This is a genomic window from Bacillus sp. PS95, from assembly GCF_037963565.1.
Classification (GTDB): Bacteria; Bacillota; Bacilli; order Bacillales; family Bacillaceae; genus Bacillus; species Bacillus subtilis.
On the sequence record NZ_CP150160.1, the window covers coordinates 3,339,921 to 3,357,764 of the forward strand.

The window sequence follows — 17,844 nt, forward strand, 5'->3', positions numbered from 1 at the left end:
AGAGCACCCCGCGGGTATCAATCCGCGGGGTTTTTTATTCAATCATCTGGCTCTTCCATTTCCGAAAGACCAATCCTCAGCCTGATTTCCGGCCAGCATGATAAACACATCTTCTTTTCTGACGCCAAGCTCGGAATGAATCCGGCTCGCGATTGAGCGGTAAAGTGCTTTTTTCTGTTCAGTTGTTCTTGACTGTTTCAGTGTAAAATGAATGTATATCAGTTCATCAGTTCGCTCGACTTGGAGATAAAATGGATCATAAAAAAATTCGCTTTTTTCATATTGTCTGATGACTTGAAAATAGTCATCTTCCGGCACATTGATTTCTTCAATCATCGATTGGTGGATAGTCCTGCTCAGTTTTTGAAGCCACGCTTCGCTTCTTCCCGACCGTAAATGAATCTGTACAAATGGCATCTCCCTGCATCCCTTTCTTTACAGCGTCTGTCCGCTGTCAATTGTGATAATTTGGCCTGTGAGTGATTCCTGTTCAATTAGTGAACAAATCAATTTGGCAACATCATCTGGTTCAGCAATACACTGCAGCGGCAAAGAGCCAATCATGCTTTTCATTTTTTCTTCCCGTCCGGCCCACCATCTCGTTGCCACAGCTCCTGGTGCTACACCGCTCACTCTGATTTCAGGCGCTAAGGCGTGGGCCAATGATTTCGTTAAACCGTGCACCGCTGATTTTGATACTGCGTAAGGCATAGATGAGCCGGCACCAGTTATCCCTGCGATGCTGCCGACGTTTACAATCGCCCCGGCCCTGTTTTTCTTCATGAACGGAACCACTGCCCGCGCGCAGAAAAACATCCCTTTCACATTGACGGCATACAGCTCATCCCATATGTCTTCTGTCGCAGCCTCAAGATCATCCATTGGAATATGCCGTGTAATGCTGGCATTGTTGACTAAAATATCAACCGTGCCGTGTGTGTTCACGATTGCTTGAATCATATCCTGCACGTCGCTGTTTTTGGATACATCTGCTTGGATGGCGAAGGCTTGCCCGCCAGCTTTTTGAATCATTTCCACTGTTTCCTCCGCTTCTGATTGCGAGCGTGAATAATTCACCGCCACAATCGCCCCGCGCTTTGCCAATTCCATACTGGCTGCTTTTCCGATTCCTGTGCCGCCCCCCGTTACGAGAGCTATTTTGTTCAAGACATTCATTGCCGCCACTCCTTGCTGTTGACTAAAGTATATTTCTGATTCCATTGTAATCCAGCTTTGATGTTACGTATAATGATTGTTAAAGATACTAGATATCATTCAGATTGATAGCAAACGAACGGAGGAGTTCAAAATGGAAAGCGGAGATTTACGTGTGTTTCAAATGGTAGCTCGTGAAGGGACCATTACGAAAGCAGCCCTGCAGCTTGGCTATGTACAATCGAATGTCACGGCCAGAATTCAACAATTGGAAGCTGAGCTGGGTACCACACTGTTTTTGCGCCATAATCGGGGCATGACACTTTCTGCAAGCGGAAAATTGCTGCTGGACTACGCAAATAAAATTATCGGCCTGCTTGATGAAGCGTCTAAAGCGCTCTCATCCTCCGCAGAACCAAGCGGGCCGCTTATGATCGGCTCCACTCAGACAACAGCCGCGGTAAGGCTTCCAAAGCTCCTGGCATCTTATTATGAAGAACATCCAAACGTCCAGCTGTCTTTAACAACAGGACATACGCAATTTCTCCTTGATAAAGTTCTTCGTTATGAATTGGATGGCGCGTTTATCGGATGCGAATGCCATCATCCTGAGCTCGAATCCTATCCTGCGTTTGAGGAAGAACCAGTAGTTGTTTCGGCTGCCTCCGTGCCCGATGTTGAGGAAGCCATCACAAAGCCGATTCTCGTTTACAGCACAGGCTGTTCGTATCGAGAAACACTTGAAAAATGGCTGCGTTCCGTCGGTGTCACACAGCCGGTCATTATGGAATTTGGGACGCTTGAAGCAATTATCGGCGGGGTTACAGCAGGTCTTGGCATCTCGCTGCTGCCAAGAACGGTTGTGCAGAAACATGAAGCAGAAAGATCAATTCGATTGTACCCGCTGCCTGAAGCTCTCAGCCAGATGAAAACAGAGTTTATTGTTCGAAAAGATTCGTTTATCAGCAGCGCGCTGAGAACCTTTATGGATTCCTTTACGCCAGATAAAACGGCTGAATCACAAAAAAGCAGTCTGCTATAATGAACAGACTGCTTTTTGGCTATTGTTTGTTTCGATGCGCTTCATTTAATTCCTTAATATGCTGAATGATCTCTTTAATGCCCTGCTTTGCATCAGGGTATGTCGCATTCCAATGCTTAGCGAGCGGAGGCATGCTTTTGGCTATATGGGTGTACAAAATCCATTGCTTCACTTCTTCTTTTAGCTCATCGTTTGTTTCACCAAGCAGAAGCTCAGTATACTTCTCCAGCAATCCATCCAGCTGCTCCTGAAGTTTTTGTTCCATTTTCCATCTTCCTTTCGAAAAAACAGCAAGGAGCTTTCTCAATTGAAAGCTCCTTCGCTGCGTTATTTATCCATGTGATGTGAAAGCCGCTTCCTGGACAATGCATCTGCCCCTGCCATGAGGAATGCAAAGAGGCGTTCCGAAGAGCGGGTCCTGTGTAACCTGACAGTTCATAGAAAACACATTTTGCACAAGATCACAAGTGATGACCTCTTCCGGACGGCCTTCTGCATAAATCCGTTTATCTTTTATGGCCACAAGATGATGCGCATAGCGGCACGCCAAGTTTAAGTCATGGAGAACCATAACAATCGTCCGGTCTTCCTTTTCATTCAGCTCAAACAGCAAATCAAGAATTTCAATTTGATGCGTCATGTCTAAATACGTCGTCGGCTCGTCAAGAAGGATGATATCCGTTTCCTGGGCAAGCGTCATCGCAATCCAAGCCCGCTGGCGCTGTCCGCCTGACAAAGAATCAACGGCACGATCAGCCATGTCCTCAAGCTTTGTTGCTTTAAGCGCTCTTTCAACTGCTTCCTCATCCTCTTTTGACCACTGCTTCAGCCAATTTTGGTAAGGATATCTTCCTTGCTTCACCAGCTGATGCACCGTCAGCCCCTCTGGAGCCGAAGGACCTTGGGGCAGGATTGCGAGCTCTTTTGCGACTTCCTTCGTCGGAAGCTTGGCAATCGCTCTTCCTTCCAGCAGCACTGAACCGCCTCTCGGCTTCATCAGGCGCGCTAATGAACGTAAAAGTGTCGATTTTCCGCAGCCATTGCTGCCAATAAATACGGTAATTTCACCTTTGGGAATTGTTAAATTCAACTCATCAATAATAACGGCATCCCCGTATCCTAAGCTCAGCGTTTCTGTAGAAATTGCACTCATACCCATAACCGCTCCTTTTTGCTGGCTTTTTAGCAGCACTATGTATTGCACGTTTTCTATATACATGCTTTTAAGTCAATTATCATCAATGCAAGTGATTCCGATATTCAGCCATTTGATATGGTCATATATCCCTCATTGTAGCAGAAAACACTGACTTTGAAAATCATTTTCAATTAGTTTTATGGACATAATTGACGTTTATGGGTTTTTTATCACAAGATTACTTCTTGATTTCTCTGATGGAGCCGTCCTTCAGCTTCAATTTTAAATCGATATGATCATAATGACTGTCCAGATTAAATGCTGCCAGCACACTGTGTATCACTTCTGTTTCAGCCATTTGGTCTGTTACGGAAAGCTCGCTCAAAATCATTTTCATCTCATCCAATGCTTCTTCTCCCTCCTGATTGACACCGGAGAGCTTATCCTGTATTTCCGCTTTTTCCTGAGTTCCGTTCTTTGTATAGATTCCTTCATAACGGTTATGCTCACCATCCCCGTAGCTCACACGAAGCGAAAAATTACTGTAGGGAACGGACTTCAGCTGGGTGACGGCTGTATTTTCTCCTTCTGCCTGCTGCTGGTCTTCATTGAAACGGCAGCCCGCAATCAGAACCACTGCGAGACATACAGCCCCGGCTGCTCTGATCAAATGCATATGTTTCCCCCCTGTAGGATTCCATTTATTTTAGGTATATCCAGAGAATGAAATCCTCATTCAGAGAAGAATTGAAAAAGCCGGAGCATTTAACGCCACGGCTTTTTCTTTAAGATTCGGTCATTTGTAAAAAGGTTTCGGCGTCACGCACAGTCAGCTTGATGGCATTCTCCCAGAAATCGCGCTTTGTGATGTCAGCGCCCAAATGCTTCATCGCCAAATCCTCCACTGTCATAGAAGCCGTATCGCGCAATAGCGCCATATACTTCTCTTCGAATGCATTTTTTTCTTCAAGCGCCAGCGCGTAAATGCCAAGAGAAAACAGGTAGCCGAATGTATAAGGGAAATTGTAAAACGGCACCCTCGTGATGTGAAAATGAAGCTTTGATGCCCAAAAAAGCGGATGATATTCTTCTAACGCATTGCAGTATGCCTCTCTTTGCGCCTCTTCCATCAGCTCATTCAAGCGGCTGGCCGGTACCACTCCCCGCTTTCGTTCCTCGTAGAATCTCGTTTCAAATAGAAATCTTGCGTGAATGTTCATGAAGAACGCAACACTTCTTTGCACTTTATCCTCCAGAAGAACAAGCTTTTCTTCCCTCGTCTCGGCCTGCTGGACAGTCGCGTCCGCGACTATCATCTCTGCAAACGTTGAAGCTGTTTCTGCAACATTCATGGCATAGGAGCGGTTTAACGGCCTGACGTCGAGCATTGCTTCCTGATGGAACGCGTGCCCGAGTTCATGCGCAAGAGTAGAGACATTTGAGGCGCTGCCCGAAAATGTCATGAAAATCCGGGATTCCCCGCTGTCAGGAAAACTGGTGCAAAAGCCGCCGACTCTTTTTCCACTCCTGTCTTCCGCCTCAATCCAGCCGTCCCGAAACGCTTTTTCAGTGAATGAGGACAGCTTTTTGCCAAACGTTGAAAACTGGCTGGTAATGATATTTGCGGCTTCATCATACGAATAGGCCTTTCCGTTAGAACCGATCGGCGCCTCAACATCGTACCAGCTAAGCTTTTCAAGGCCGAGCATGGATGCTTTCCGGTTCAAAAACTGAACGAACGGCTGCTTGTTTTCAGTGATGACCTGCCACATCGTATCAAGTGTTTCTTTTTTCATCCTGTTAATTTGCAGCGGTTCCTTCAGGACATTCTCCCAGCCGCGCGCTTTATAGGTTTCAAGCCGGAATCCCGCCAAATGATTCAGCGTGCTGCTGAAAATATCTTGCTTGCTCTCCCAAGCTTGGCGGAAACGTTCATATACTGTTTTTCTGACAGTACGGTCTTGATGGTCCATCATATTCTCCACCTGACCGACAGACAATTGCTTGTTTTCACCGTTTTCCTCATACGGGATCGTCATTTTCCCGACAACCATATTGTATAAGTCACTCCAAGCGTGATATCCGTCCACGGCAAGATTCCCGATCAGTTTTTCTTTACCGGGGCTAAGCTTTTCGGCAACCCTCTGTCTTCTTTCATTTAATATGTAAGAAACATCGCGCAATCCCGGTTTTGTTAACAATTCATTCCACACGTCTTGATCAATGTCCATTAGTTTATGATCTAATGTAACGAGCGACGATTGAAAATCTGCGGAAAGCCGGTTCATGAGTGCCTGATGCTCTATAGCCTTTTGATCATTGATATTCTGGGCCTGGAGGCAAGCAACAAAAGCGCCGGCCTGCTGAAGTTTGACGGATGTCTGTTCGAATAAATCAAGCAACGCGGTCAGCCCTTCAGCCTCTTCAGGCGATTCAGGCACCTGAAACGCATCAGTCCTGTCTTGAAATGCACGCAGACTTAGTGACAGCTTCTCAATATATCCTTTGAATTCTTCCGATTGGCTCCCGCCCTTAAAAAATGAATCAAGATCCCATCTTTGGCCTACCCCTTGCAGCGCCATATCACAAAACCCCTTTCCTTCTTTCGTTCTATTATAGAACAATTCTGAATTGTTGTATAAAAATTTCTTTTTTCAGACGTCATTTCCTGTTCAGGATTGTACAATAGCTATAGCAGTTTAATAGGAGGGTTAGGATGAATAAAAAAATAGCCATCGTAACAGGAGCGTCCAGCGGCTTCGGTCTGCTGGCAGCTGTAAAGCTTGCCCGATCATTTTTCGTGATAGCCACATCAAGACAGCCTGAAAAAGCGGAACAGCTTCGGGAATTGGCTGCAGCACACAATGTGTCTGATTCCATTCTCATTACAGCTCTCGATGTCACCGATGAACAATCTATAGTCTCATTCGGAAAAGCCGTTAGTGCTTACGCCCCGATCGACTTACTCGTTAACAACGCCGGAACGGCTTATGGAGGTTTTGTCGAGGATGTGCCGATGGAACATTTCAGACAACAATTTGAAACGAACGTCTTCGGTGTGATCCATGTGACAAAAACCGTTCTGCCTTACATAAGAAAGCATGGCGGCGCAAAGATTATAAACGTGAGCAGCATCAGCGGACTGACCGGATTCCCAGCGCTGTCGCCATATGTTTCTTCTAAGCATGCATTGGAAGGTTTTTCTGAAAGCCTGCGTATCGAGCTGCTTCCGTTCGGTATCGAAACCGCTTTGATCGAGCCGGGCTCATACAAGACATCGATCTGGTCAACGTCATTATCAAATTTTATGTCGGTGCCTGCTGACGATTCAGCCTATCATCAATACTATAAAAAGATCCTTTCCTACGTTGAAAAAAACGGAGAAGAAAGCGGAGATCCCCAAGAGGTTGCCGACCTCATTTATCAATTGGCAACAAAACAGCACATAAAGAAATTGCGATACCCGATCGGAAAGGGCATCAAGCTCACCCTGCTATTCCGATCGCTTTTTCCTTGGTCTGCGTGGGAGTCTATCCTGAAGAAAAAGCTATTCAAATAACCTAAATTATAATTATTATAATTTAGTATTGATTTTTATTTAGTATATGATATAATTAAAACAACAGATCACAAGGAGGACGTTATCTTATGAAAACTGAAAACGCAAAAACAAATCAAACATTAGTTGAGAATTCACTGAACACACAATTATCAAACTGGTTTCTTTTATACTCTAAGCTCCACCGTTTCCATTGGTATGTGAAAGGGCCTCATTTCTTTACATTGCACGAGAAATTTGAAGAACTTTATGACCATGCGGCTGAAACAGTGGATACCATCGCTGAGCGCCTGCTGGCGATTGGCGGACAGCCTGTTGCCACAGTGAAAGAATACACTGAGCATGCATCTATCACAGACGGCGGAAACGAAACATCAGCATCAGAAATGGTACAAGCATTGGTAAACGACTACAAACAAATCAGCAGCGAATCTAAATTCGTGATCGGCCTGGCTGAAGAAAATCAAGACAATGCGACAGCGGACTTGTTTGTCGGATTAATTGAAGAAGTTGAAAAACAAGTGTGGATGCTTTCCTCTTATTTAGGGTAACAAAAAAGCTGAACCTTAATCGGGTTCAGCTTTTTGTTTTTTCTTAGCTTGAACTGCTTTCTGTCTGCTTGGTCAGTGTTGCGTTCAACGTTTTCGTTTTTCCCTTTCGCAGCACTTGGATTGTTGTTTTATCTCCGACTTTTAAGTCTTTGTAAAGGATCTGACGGATATCCGCACTGCTTTCCACGTCTTTACCGTTTAGTTTGACAATGACATCCTCAGATTTAATACCTGCTTTTTCTGCCGGCGAATTTGCTTGAACTTCTTTTACATAAACACCTTTGCCCAATTGATCTCCAAACAGGCCGAGCGTATTTTCCTGATAGGTTTCAGGAACTTGTGACATGTCAATCATCTGCACGCCTAAAAACGGACGGTCCACCTTCCCGTTTTGCAGCAGCTGGTCAACAATCGGCTCGACATCATTACTTGGGATCGCAAAGCCAAGTGATTCCACGCCGCTTTCGCTCACCTTCAAGCTGTTGATGCCGATGACCTGGCCGCTTGCATTGATTAATGGGCCTCCGCTGTTCCCCGGATTGATCGCTGCATCGGTTTGCAGCACGTTCATTTCCACCGTCCCCTGTGTTGTATCCACATCAATTGTCCGGTTCAGTCCGCTAATGATACCTTGTGTCACTGTACCGGAAAACTGCTGTCCGAGCGGGTTACCGATAGCGATTACCTTTTCGCCAGTGCGCAGCTGTGAAGAGTCACCAAAGCTCGCCACTTTTTTTACATTCTTGCCGCTGATTTCCAAAACTGCCAAATCAGTAATGGTATCGCTGCCGACAAGCTTGGCAGTTTCCGTTTCTCCGTTGTATAGCGTAACAGTCAGCTTGTTCGCGCCTTCAACGACATGGTTGTTTGTAATGATATACGCTTTATCGCTGTCTTTTTTGAAAATAACACCTGACCCGGTTCCGCTTTCACTTTCTGAGCTGGAGCCTCCTCCCGTGCCGAATGTGTTATTTTGAGAGGTTTGGATATTTGAGATTCCGACAATCGTAGGCTCTAAATCCTCTACCATATCAGCGATGTTTGATGCGTTCGTTATCGGCGCCGTTGTAAAATTATCAGACTGCACCTGTTTATTTGCGGAAGCGGTCTCGGTCGCCTGATTTTGGTCTGACGGCAGATAAGGCGCGATGCCAAGCATGAGGCCCCCGCCGATAATACCGCCTAAAATCGGGCTCAGCCATGCGGCTCTCCGTTTCTTTTCTTTTTTCACAGCCGTTTCTTGCTTTTCCATTTCTAAAGCAGAAGCCGTTTCCTGCCGTCCCGCTTCATACGACACAGGCGCGTCAAGCAATTCTTGTTCAGAATGTCCAATCAGCTTCTGGTTTTCTGTATTCTGCTGTTCTGTATGTGAAGGTTCAGTTTGATGTTGATCGTTTTGGCCATCACGTCGATAATCCATGTTCTTACACTCCTTTAACGGTTATTCATTTATCGTTACATATTCATCGCATGTACAAGTTCAATTGTCCCAATAATGAGGAGAAAAGCAAAGCACCAAAATAGAATATGTTTGATCATCCTACATCTTCCTCGCTCTTTTTCTCTTCCTTTCTTCCCTTAACCATATCATAAACAAACATTGTGGGATAAAAATGAAAAGAATATGTGAAATTATGAAAATTGCCTGCCGTATGTTAAAACTAGTTTATAATGACGTTGAAAGGATGTGAAGAGCCTTGTCATACACCATTTATCTAGTTGAAGATGAGGATAACCTGAATGAACTGCTAACGAAGTATTTAGAGAATGAGGGCTGGAACATTACATCTTTTACGAAAGGTGAAGACGCCAGAAAGAAAATGACACCGTCTCCCCACCTATGGATTCTCGATATCATGCTGCCGGATACCGACGGCTATACATTAATAAAAGAAATCAAGGCGAAAGATCCTGACGTGCCGGTCATTTTTATTTCCGCCCGAGATGCGGATATTGACAGAGTGCTTGGCTTAGAGCTTGGCAGCAATGACTACATTTCAAAGCCGTTTCTGCCGCGGGAGCTGATTATCCGTGTGCAAAAGCTGCTGCAGCTCGTATATAAGGAAGCTCCTCCTGTCCAAAAAAATGAAATTGCCGTCTCCTCGTATCGGGTCGCTGAAGACGCCCGCGAGGTCTATGACGAAAACGGAAATATCATCAATTTGACGTCAAAGGAATTTGATCTGCTGCTATTATTTATCCATCATAAAGGGCATCCATACTCTCGTGAGGATATCCTCCTAAAAGTGTGGGGACATGACTACTTCGGAACAGATCGGGTCGTTGATGATCTCGTCCGGAGACTGCGCAGAAAGATGCCTGAATTGAAGGTGGAGACGATTTACGGTTTCGGCTACAGGATGATGTCATCATGAAAAACAAGCCGCTCGCGTTTCAGATATGGGTTGTCATATCCGGCATCCTGTTAGCGATATCGATTTTACTGCTTGTGTTATTTTCAAACACGCTGCGAGATTTTTTCACTAATGAAACGTATACGACGATTGAAAATGAGCAGCATGTGCTGACAGAGTACCGCCTGCCAGGTTCGATTGAAAGGCGCTATTACAGCGAGGAGGCGACGGCGCCGACAACTGTCCGCTCCGTACAGCACGTGCTCCTTCCTGAAAATGAAGAGGCTTCTTCAGACAAGGATTTAAGCATTCTGTCATCTTCATTTATCCACAAGGTGTACAAGCTGGCTGATAAGCAGGAAGCTAAAAAGAAACGTTACAGCGCCGACGTCAATGGAGAGAAAGTGTTTTTTGTCATTAAAAAGGGACTTTCCGTCAATGGACAATCAGCGATGATGCTCTCTTACGCGCTTGATTCTTATCGGGACGATTTGGCCTATACCTTGTTCAAACAGCTTCTGTTTATTATAGCTGTCGTCATTTTATTAAGCTGGATTCCGGCTATTTGGCTTGCAAAGTATTTATCAAGGCCTCTTGTATCATTTGAAAAACACGTCAAACGGATTTCTGAACAGGATTGGGATGACCCAGTAAAAGTGGATCGGAAAGATGAAATCGGCAAATTGGGCCATACCATCGAAGAGATGCGCCAAAAGCTTGTGCAAAAGGATGAAACAGAAAGAACTCTATTGCAAAATATCTCTCATGATTTAAAAACGCCGGTCATGGTCATCAGAGGCTATACACAATCAATTAAAGACGGGATTTTTCCTAAAGGAGACCTTGAAAACACTGTAGATGTTATTGAATGCGAAGCCCTTAAGCTGGAGAAAAAAATAAAGGATTTATTATATTTAACGAAGCTGGATTATTTAGCGAAGCAAAAAGTGCAGCACGACATGTTCAGTATTGTGGAAGTGACAGAAGAAGTCATCGAACGATTGAAGTGGGCGCGGAAAGAACTATCGTGGGAAATTGATGTAGAAGAGGATATTTTGATGCCGGGCGATCCGGAGCAATGGAACAAACTCCTCGAAAACATTCTGGAAAATCAAATCCGCTATGCTGAGACAAAAATAGAAATCAGCATGAAACAAGATGATCGAAATATCGTGATCACCATTAAAAATGACGGTCCGCATATTGAAGATGAGATGCTCTCCAGCCTCTATGAGCCTTTTAATAAAGGGAAGAAAGGCGAATTCGGCATTGGTCTAAGCATCGTAAAACGAATTTTAACTCTTCATAAGGCATCTATCTCAATTGAAAATGACAAAACGGGTGTAACATACCGCATAGCAGTGCCAAAATAGACTGTAGATGTTTTGCAGTCTATTTTTTTATGTGAAAGAATAGCCGTTAAAATCTCTGTAATTTGTTTTGAGCGGCTGTTTGCATTGATGAACCCATTTTTTCTCTGACAAGGTCTGCTTCGGATATTTGACTTTCTCCACTTTGATTCCTCTGTTTCGCAAGCGGCTGATCATTTCGTCCAATTCTCTCATTCTAGATTCACCCTTTCACTTGAGCTTTGACCATTCGGTCATCTCAATTTATAATATAAATAATACATGATAAAAAAACAAGTTACAATAAGGTTAATTTTATAACAGACGGTGTGACTATATGGTCATATCCTAGCAGGCCTCCGGGCTCCGAAAGGGTGGAACCATTGAAGGAAAAAGAAAAACTGATTATTGAAACAGCCTTAAAACTATTTGCCCAAAAAGGATACAACTCAACATCAGTCCAGGAAATCGCAAAAGAATGCAAAATATCTAAAGGCGCTTTTTATATTTATTTTCCTTCGAAAGAAGCGCTTCTTCTCTCTATGCTGAACTACTATTATGATAAAACGTTTACCCGAATTTTAAATATTAAAACGAAGGGCGACAGCCCCAGAACGGCTTACCGTAAACAGCTGACCGTCCTCTATGAAAACATTCTTGAACACAAAGATTTTATCAGCATGCAGTTGAAGGAGGGTTCTCTGCCTTACACAGAAGAAGTGGAGCAATGCGCAAAAAAAATCCGCCAGTCCTCACTTCAATTTCATATCGACAGCCTGCTGAACATCTATGGAAAAAAAGCGGAACCCTACACTGCTGAGCTTTGTTTTTTAATAGAGGGCATCAGCCAGATTTACCTGGAATGCATGATTTTGCTCGGGTACACTGTGAAGCCGTCTCAATTAGCTAATATCATTATGAATCGAATTGATGATATGGTAAAAGGCATGTCTGAACGAAACGATAAGCCTTTCATCACATTGGAAGACGCTAGCTCTTTATTCGGGCCTCTTACGCACGGACGGCCTGACCCGCTGACTGAATCAATTGTGAAAAGCCTACGTGACAAAATTAACAGCTTAAACACAAACTCCTCTCTTGAATTATCGGAGAGCTTAGACATACTTGAAGCAGAAATGAAGAAAAAAACACCGAAGCTGGCGATCATAAAAGGAATGATTCATAATCTGACGGAGTCTGAAGCTCTCGCCAAAGATGCGGAACAGCTTAAATATTTATTAAAACAGCAACATATTTAGAAGAACGGCTGCTTAAAAAGCAGCCGTTCTTTCTTCCTATTACGCCTTTGGTTTTACCATGTCTTCCGGCTTAACCATTTCGTTAAATTGCTCCTCTGTCAGCAATTCAAGCTTCAAAGCTGCTTCTTTGAGCGTCAATCCCTCTTTATGGGCAAGCTTGGCGATTTTCGCCGCGTTTTCATAACCGATATGCGGGTTCAGCGCCGTAACAAGCATTAATGAATTTGACAGGTTTTCCTGAATGGTTTCTTTATTAGGCTCAATACCGACAGCACATTTATCATGGAATGAATTCATGCCGTCACTGAGCAGCTGCACAGATTGCAGGAAGTTGTAAATAATAACAGGCTTAAACACGTTCAGTTCAAAGTTCCCCTGACTCGCCGCAAAGCCGATTGTCGCATCGTTCCCCATGATTTGCGCTGCGATCATTGTTAACGCTTCGCTTTGTGTCGGGTTGACTTTACCAGGCATAATAGAGCTTCCCGGCTCATTTTCAGGAATGACGATCTCCCCGATGCCGCAGCGGGGTCCGCTTGCGAGCCATCTGACATCGTTCGCGATTTTCATTAAGTCAGCCGCAAGCGCTTTTAATGCGCCATGCGCATAAGTGATTTCGTCATGGCTTGTCAGCGCGTGGAATTTATTCGGCGAGCTGCTGAACGTTTGGCCGGTCAGCTTAGTGATCTCTTCTGAGACAAGCTCTCCAAACTCTGGGTGAGCGTTGATACCCGTTCCGACAGCCGTTCCACCAATTGCAAGCGCACGCATTTTATCTGTCGCTTCCAAAATCATTTCCTTCGAACGGTCCAGCATGTGAACCCATCCGCTGATTTCCTGTCCGAGGGTCAGTGGCGTAGCATCCTGAAGATGCGTGCGTCCGATTTTGACAATATCATTGTATGCTTTTGCTTTTTCATCCAGTGTATTGCGAAGCTGATCAAGCGCCGGCACAAGCTGCTCGTAAACAGCCAAAACAGCGGCAACATGCATCGCAGTCGGGAATGTGTCGTTTGAGCTTTGGCTTCGGTTCACGTCATCATTTGGATGAATCGTTTGATCAGAGTTCTTCTCTTTTAATAAAGCAGTCGCACGGTTGGCTACCACTTCGTTCATGTTCATATTGCTTTGTGTGCCGCTTCCGGTCTGCCATACGACAAGCGGGAAGTTGTCATCGTACTTGCCTTTGAGCACATCATCACAAACCGCTGCAATCGCTTCTGCTTTTTCAGCGTCCAGATTGCCGAGGCGTTTATTAGCTAGAGCAGTGCTTCGTTTTAAAATTGCAAACGCCTTCACAACACGCATCGGCATTTTTTCAGAACCGATCTTAAAGTTCTCCTTGCTTCGCTGTGTTTGGGCGCCCCAAAATTTATCAGCAGGAACTTTTACTTCTCCCATGGTGTCTCGTTCAATTCTGTATTCCATTTATGTATCCCTCCATAACGGTTGCTTCAATAGATCATAATTCGCCAATGACACAAAAAATCCTTTTTATTTTTCGATCTTGGCAGATTTTAATTTTAATTCAAGATATACGCGGGAATCCTTTGAATATTTGTATTTTGGATTTGTCCTGCCGTACTCCTTTGATGTATAAGAGACATCATAATGCTGTTCAAATGATCTAATGAGCTGTTCAATTTCTTCTTGTTTTCCAGCTAGCCTTACCTGTGCCACTTCGTATCCTCCGCTTTCATAAAAAAACTTACTCCATGAAATACTCTAACACAGTATATCATTTTTTTAACAGGAAAAGATAACCTCTACTAAGGTTTTGGATAAGAGGTGACCTCATTGGAACAAACAGAGTTTAAGGAATATATACACGATAATTTAGCATTGGTGCTGCCAAAATTAAAAGAAAACGATGATCTGGTGAAAAACAAAAAAATGCTTGCGAACGGACTGGTTTTTTACTATCTCTATTTCAGTGAAATGACTGATGAGAATAAGGTGTCAGAAGCCATTAAAACTTTGATTAAAGATGAGGAGACCTTAACGCTTGACCAGGTCAAAAAACGCCTTGACCAGCTTGACGCAAGACCTGTTGAAACTGCAAAAAAAACGATTGAATCGATTCTCAACGGCAATTGTGCTGTGTTTATCAACGGATTGGATAAAGCCTATATTCTGACCACAGGAAAGAAAAAAACAAGAAGCCTGACAGAGCCGACAACTGAAAAAGTGGTTCGCGGCCCAAAAGTAGCGTTTGTAGAGGATATTGATACAAATCTCGCTCTGATCAGACAAAGAACCTCTCATCCGAAATTGATCACCAAAAAAATCATGATCGGCGAAAACAAGCTGAAGCCTGCAGCCATTATGTACATTGAAGGCAAAGCAAAAAAGTCCGTCATAAAAGAAGTGAAGGCGCGGCTTAAAAATATCCAGCTGGAAGATATCCAGGACAGCGGAACGCTCGAGGAGCTCATTGAAGATAATAAATATTCACCATTTCCGCAGATACAAAATACGGAAAGACCTGACAAAGTATCTTCAGCCCTGTTTAACGGCCGTGTGGCAATTTTGGTCGACAGTTCACCATTTGTGCTGCTGGTGCCGGTTTCTCTCGGCATCCTGATGCAATCCCCGGATGACTACTATGAACGCTGGATTTCAGCATCTCTTATCCGGTCGCTGCGCTTTGCTTCTATCTTTATCACCTTGTTTTTGTCATCGATTTATATAGCACTTGTTTCCTTCCATCAGGGGCTGCTGCCGACCGCACTCGCCGTCACGATTTCGGCGAACAGGGAAAACGTGCCGTTCCCTCCGATATTTGAAGCCCTGCTGATGGAAGTAACCATCGAGCTGCTAAGGGAAGCCGGACTGCGACTCCCCAATCCGCTCGGACAGACGATCGGCCTCGTTGGGGGCGTAGTCATCGGACAGGCTGCTGTAGAAGCGAATCTCGTCAGTTCGATTATGGTCATTGTCGTCAGTGTCATTGCCCTGGCATCCTTTACCGTTCCTCAATACGGAATGGGTCTGTCTTTCCGGGTGCTGCGTTTTATTTCGATGTTTTCCGCCGCTATTTTAGGGCTATACGGCATTATTTTATTTATGCTTGTCGTTTATACGCACTTAACGAGACAAACGAGCTTTGGGTCTCCGTATTTTTCGCCAAACGGATTCTTTAGCCTGAAAAATACGGATGACTCCATTATCCGTCTCCCAATTAAAAACAAACCAAAAGAGGTGAATAATCCAAATGAGCCAAAAACAGACTCCACTGAAACTTAATACCTTTCAAGGTATTTCTATTGTTGCAAATACAATGCTTGGGGCCGGACTTTTAACATTGCCGCGAGCGCTGACCACTAAGGCTAATACGCCTGACGGCTGGATCACGCTGATATTAGAAGGTTTCATTTTTATTTTCTTCATTTATTTAAACACGCTCATTCAGAAAAAACATCAATACCCTTCACTCTTTGAATATTTGAAGGAAGGGCTTGGGAAATGGATCGGCAGCATCATCGGCCTTTTGATCTGCGGCTATTTCCTCGGCGTAGCCAGCTTCGAGACACGGGCAATGGCTGAAATGGTGAAGTTTTTCCTGCTGGAGAGAACCCCAATTCAAGTCATTATTTTAACGTTTATTTGCTGCGGCATTTATTTAATGGTTGGGGGCTTAAGCGATGTGTCGCGGCTGTTTCCCTTTTATTTAACGGTAACCATTATTATTTTGCTGATTGTGTTCGGGATCAGTTTTAAAATTTTTGATATCAATAATTTGCGTCCTGTTTTAGGCGAAGGCCTTGGACCCATTGCAAACTCCCTTACCGTCGTTTCCATCTCTTTTTTAGGAATGGAAGTGATGCTGTTTCTTCCTGAACATATGAAGAAAAAGAAATACACGTTCAGATATGCGTCTCTAGGATTTCTGATTCCGATTATCTTATATATCCTTACGTATATTATCGTTGTCGGAGCTTTGACCGCTCCCGAGGTGAAAACGCTGATTTGGCCGACTATTTCTCTCTTTCAGTCCTTTGAGCTTAAAGGCATATTTATTGAACGGTTTGAATCCTTTTTACTGGTGGTCTGGATTATCCAGTTTTTCACCACATTTGTCATTTACGGATACTTTGCCGCTAACGGGCTAAAGAAGACATTTGGATTATCGACTAAAACAAGCATGGTGATTATCGGCATAACGGTCTTTTATTTTTCTCTCTGGCCGGATGACGCCAATCAAGTCATGATGTATAGCGATTATCTTGGCTATATTTTTGTCTCCCTGTTTCTGCTTCCGTTCATTCTCTTTTTCATTGTAGCTCTCAAGAGGAGGATTACAACAAAATGAAAATCCGGATTTTATGTATGTTTATATGCACCCTATTGCTGTCCGGATGCTGGGACAGTGAGAATATCGAGGAATTAAGCTTAGTGATCGGAGTAGGGCTAGACAAGCCTGACGATGAAAATTTAGAGCTGACACAGCAAATTCTCGTGCCGAAAATAATCAGCGCCAAGGAGGGCTCTTCATCTGATCCGACACAGCTTTCTATCACAAAGGGTAAAACTGTCCATCAAATGATGAGAACCTCTGCATTAAAGCATAAGCCTACGTTTTCACAGCATTTGCGTCTCATTCTGCTTTCCAAAAGCGTGATTGCGGATCAAATTGGAATGGACGCCATTATTAACCAGTTTGTCAGAGACAACGGAACAAGGAGGAGTTCCTACGTCTTTATCACCAACGGCCGAACTAAGGATATATTTAACATGAATGATGAAGGCGAACCCGCATCCAACGTGATATATGATCTGACAGAGAATAATAAGGTGACGATCAGAACGATGGAGCCAGTTACATTGGGGGAGATCTCAGAACACTTAACCTCTGACGATTCATTCCTCATCCCTCATGTCGGTAAGGAAAACGGCAAGCTCGCGATAAACGGAGCCTCTATCATAAAAAATAAATTATGGCACCGGGACCTCACCCCGATTGAGGTTCAAAATATCAGCTTATTTTCAGGCACTGTCGAGGGAGGCGTCATTGACTTGAAGCGCGATGGCCATCTCTTTTCTTATGAAGTATATTCAAGCAATCGGAAGATCAAGACGGCATACAAGGACGGAAAGTTCAAATTCACCGTTACCCGCAATATTGAAGGTCGTCTATCTGAGGACTGGAATCCCAATGAAGACTCGTTTAAGGATTCATATATTAAAAGTATTGAAAAGACAGTCGAAAAACGAGTACACGAAACAGTAACGTCATTTATTACAGAGAAGCTGCAGAAAGAGATCAAAGCGGACGTAACCGGGCTGGGAAACGAGGTCAGAATTCATTATCCTCAAAAATGGAAAAAGATTTCAAGAAAATGGGATGATGATTATTTCAGCAATGCGGAAATAGACTACCGGGTCAATGTGATTGTCAGAGACTTCGGAACGAAAGGCGCAAACAAATAGCAGCCGC

General features: G+C 44.0%; 19 protein-coding genes. 9 read left to right on the forward strand and 10 right to left on the reverse strand.

The window, feature by feature from the left end; genetic code table 11:
* Nucleotides 1–42: 42 nt before the first annotated feature.
* Complete coding sequence (locus NSQ12_RS17495) at nucleotides 43–417, reverse strand: tautomerase family protein (RefSeq protein WP_339175257.1); 375 nt, start codon at nucleotides 415–417, stop codon at nucleotides 43–45.
* An 18-nt stretch (nucleotides 418–435) separates the two neighbouring features.
* Nucleotides 436–1,176 carry an SDR family NAD(P)-dependent oxidoreductase gene (locus NSQ12_RS17500; RefSeq protein WP_217011535.1) on the reverse strand — a complete coding sequence of 247 codons (741 nt, stop codon included), beginning with the start codon at nucleotides 1,174–1,176 and terminating at the stop codon, nucleotides 436–438.
* A gap of 133 nt (nucleotides 1,177–1,309) precedes the next feature.
* On the opposite strand from NSQ12_RS17500, the gene NSQ12_RS17505 reads away from it, so the two are divergent.
* On the forward strand, nucleotides 1,310–2,197 hold the full coding sequence (locus NSQ12_RS17505) for a LysR family transcriptional regulator (protein ID WP_217011536.1): 888 nt from the start codon (nucleotides 1,310–1,312) through the stop codon (nucleotides 2,195–2,197).
* 19 nt (nucleotides 2,198–2,216) lie between these two features.
* Here NSQ12_RS17505 and NSQ12_RS17510 read toward each other — a convergent pair whose 3' ends face one another.
* From NSQ12_RS17510 to NSQ12_RS17525, 4 genes are all read right to left on the reverse strand, one after another.
* Entirely contained in the window at nucleotides 2,217–2,504 is a 288-nt protein-coding gene (locus NSQ12_RS17510; RefSeq protein WP_003228549.1) for a YusU family protein, read from the reverse strand.
* A gap of 24 nt (nucleotides 2,505–2,528) precedes the next feature.
* Nucleotides 2,529–3,356, reverse strand: coding sequence for an ABC transporter ATP-binding protein (locus NSQ12_RS17515; RefSeq protein WP_010886609.1), 828 nt, complete (start codon nucleotides 3,354–3,356; stop codon nucleotides 2,529–2,531).
* A gap of 217 nt (nucleotides 3,357–3,573) precedes the next feature.
* Nucleotides 3,574–4,011, reverse strand: a complete 438-nt coding sequence (locus tag NSQ12_RS17520) for a YusW family protein (RefSeq protein ID WP_014477935.1) — start codon at nucleotides 4,009–4,011, stop codon at nucleotides 3,574–3,576.
* A 109-nt stretch (nucleotides 4,012–4,120) separates the two neighbouring features.
* Complete coding sequence (locus NSQ12_RS17525) at nucleotides 4,121–5,917, reverse strand: M3 family oligoendopeptidase (RefSeq protein ID WP_198878515.1); 1,797 nt, start codon at nucleotides 5,915–5,917, stop codon at nucleotides 4,121–4,123.
* A gap of 134 nt (nucleotides 5,918–6,051) precedes the next feature.
* Between NSQ12_RS17525 and NSQ12_RS17530 the strand changes: the two genes are divergently transcribed.
* Together NSQ12_RS17530 and mrgA are read left to right on the forward strand one after the other, a co-directional pair.
* A complete protein-coding gene (locus tag NSQ12_RS17530; RefSeq protein WP_033884689.1) occupies nucleotides 6,052–6,894 on the forward strand; it encodes an oxidoreductase in 843 nt (280 codons plus the stop codon).
* Between the two features lie 89 nt (nucleotides 6,895–6,983).
* Complete coding sequence (gene mrgA / locus NSQ12_RS17535) at nucleotides 6,984–7,445, forward strand: metalloregulation DNA-binding stress protein MgrA (RefSeq protein ID WP_003228537.1); 462 nt, start codon at nucleotides 6,984–6,986, stop codon at nucleotides 7,443–7,445.
* 43 nt (nucleotides 7,446–7,488) lie between these two features.
* On the opposite strand, the gene htrB is transcribed toward mrgA, so the two are convergent.
* Nucleotides 7,489–8,865 (reverse strand): serine protease Do-like protein HtrB, encoded by a 1,377-nt coding sequence (gene htrB, locus NSQ12_RS17540; RefSeq protein WP_003228534.1) that lies wholly within the window; start codon nucleotides 8,863–8,865, stop codon nucleotides 7,489–7,491.
* A gap of 277 nt (nucleotides 8,866–9,142) precedes the next feature.
* Between htrB and cssR the strand changes: the two genes are divergently transcribed.
* Both cssR and cssS read left to right on the forward strand, forming a co-directional pair.
* On the forward strand, nucleotides 9,143–9,820 hold the full coding sequence (gene cssR, locus NSQ12_RS17545) for a secretion stress-responsive two-component system response regulator CssR (protein ID WP_003228529.1): 678 nt from the start codon (nucleotides 9,143–9,145) through the stop codon (nucleotides 9,818–9,820).
* Nucleotides 9,817–11,172 carry a secretion stress-responsive two-component system sensor histidine kinase CssS gene (gene cssS / locus NSQ12_RS17550; protein ID WP_003228527.1) on the forward strand — a complete coding sequence of 452 codons (1,356 nt, stop codon included), beginning with the start codon at nucleotides 9,817–9,819 and terminating at the stop codon, nucleotides 11,170–11,172. Before cssR ends, cssS begins: the two co-directional genes overlap by 4 nt.
* A 27-nt stretch (nucleotides 11,173–11,199) precedes the next feature.
* Here the strand turns inward: cssS and spxO are convergent, their stop codons facing one another.
* Nucleotides 11,200–11,364, reverse strand: coding sequence for an anti-adapter protein SpxO (gene spxO, locus NSQ12_RS17555; RefSeq protein WP_003221681.1), 165 nt, complete (start codon nucleotides 11,362–11,364; stop codon nucleotides 11,200–11,202).
* A 167-nt stretch (nucleotides 11,365–11,531) separates the two neighbouring features.
* Here spxO and NSQ12_RS17560 point away from each other — a divergent pair, with 167 nt between their 5' ends.
* Entirely contained in the window at nucleotides 11,532–12,407 is an 876-nt protein-coding gene (locus tag NSQ12_RS17560) for a TetR/AcrR family transcriptional regulator (protein ID WP_198878514.1), read from the forward strand.
* 39 nt (nucleotides 12,408–12,446) lie between these two features.
* Here the strand turns inward: NSQ12_RS17560 and fumC are convergent, their stop codons facing one another.
* Together fumC and NSQ12_RS17570 are read right to left on the reverse strand one after the other, a co-directional pair.
* Nucleotides 12,447–13,835: a class II fumarate hydratase gene (gene fumC, locus NSQ12_RS17565; RefSeq protein WP_003228523.1), complete on the reverse strand. Its 1,389-nt coding sequence runs from the start codon at nucleotides 13,833–13,835 to the stop codon at nucleotides 12,447–12,449.
* Nucleotides 13,836–13,901: 66 nt separating this feature from the next.
* Nucleotides 13,902–14,087 carry a YvzF family protein gene (locus NSQ12_RS17570; RefSeq protein WP_003244599.1) on the reverse strand — a complete coding sequence of 62 codons (186 nt, stop codon included), beginning with the start codon at nucleotides 14,085–14,087 and terminating at the stop codon, nucleotides 13,902–13,904.
* Nucleotides 14,088–14,204: 117 nt separating this feature from the next.
* Here NSQ12_RS17570 and gerAA point away from each other — a divergent pair, with 117 nt between their 5' ends.
* Genes gerAA through gerAC form a run of 3 tightly spaced genes read left to right on the forward strand, consistent with a single transcriptional unit; the run spans nucleotide 14,205 to nucleotide 17,837 of the window.
* A complete protein-coding gene (gene gerAA, locus NSQ12_RS17575; protein ID WP_003243555.1) occupies nucleotides 14,205–15,653 on the forward strand; it encodes a spore germination receptor protein GerAA in 1,449 nt (482 codons plus the stop codon).
* On the forward strand, nucleotides 15,622–16,719 hold the full coding sequence (gene gerAB, locus NSQ12_RS17580; RefSeq protein WP_009968145.1) for a spore germination receptor protein GerAB: 1,098 nt from the start codon (nucleotides 15,622–15,624) through the stop codon (nucleotides 16,717–16,719). Before gerAA ends, gerAB begins: the two co-directional genes overlap by 32 nt.
* Nucleotides 16,716–17,837 (forward strand): spore germination receptor protein GerAC, encoded by a 1,122-nt coding sequence (gene gerAC, locus NSQ12_RS17585; protein ID WP_003243203.1) that lies wholly within the window; start codon nucleotides 16,716–16,718, stop codon nucleotides 17,835–17,837. The genes gerAB and gerAC overlap by 4 nt, the downstream gene beginning before the upstream one ends.
* Nucleotides 17,838–17,844: the final 7 nt, after the last annotated feature.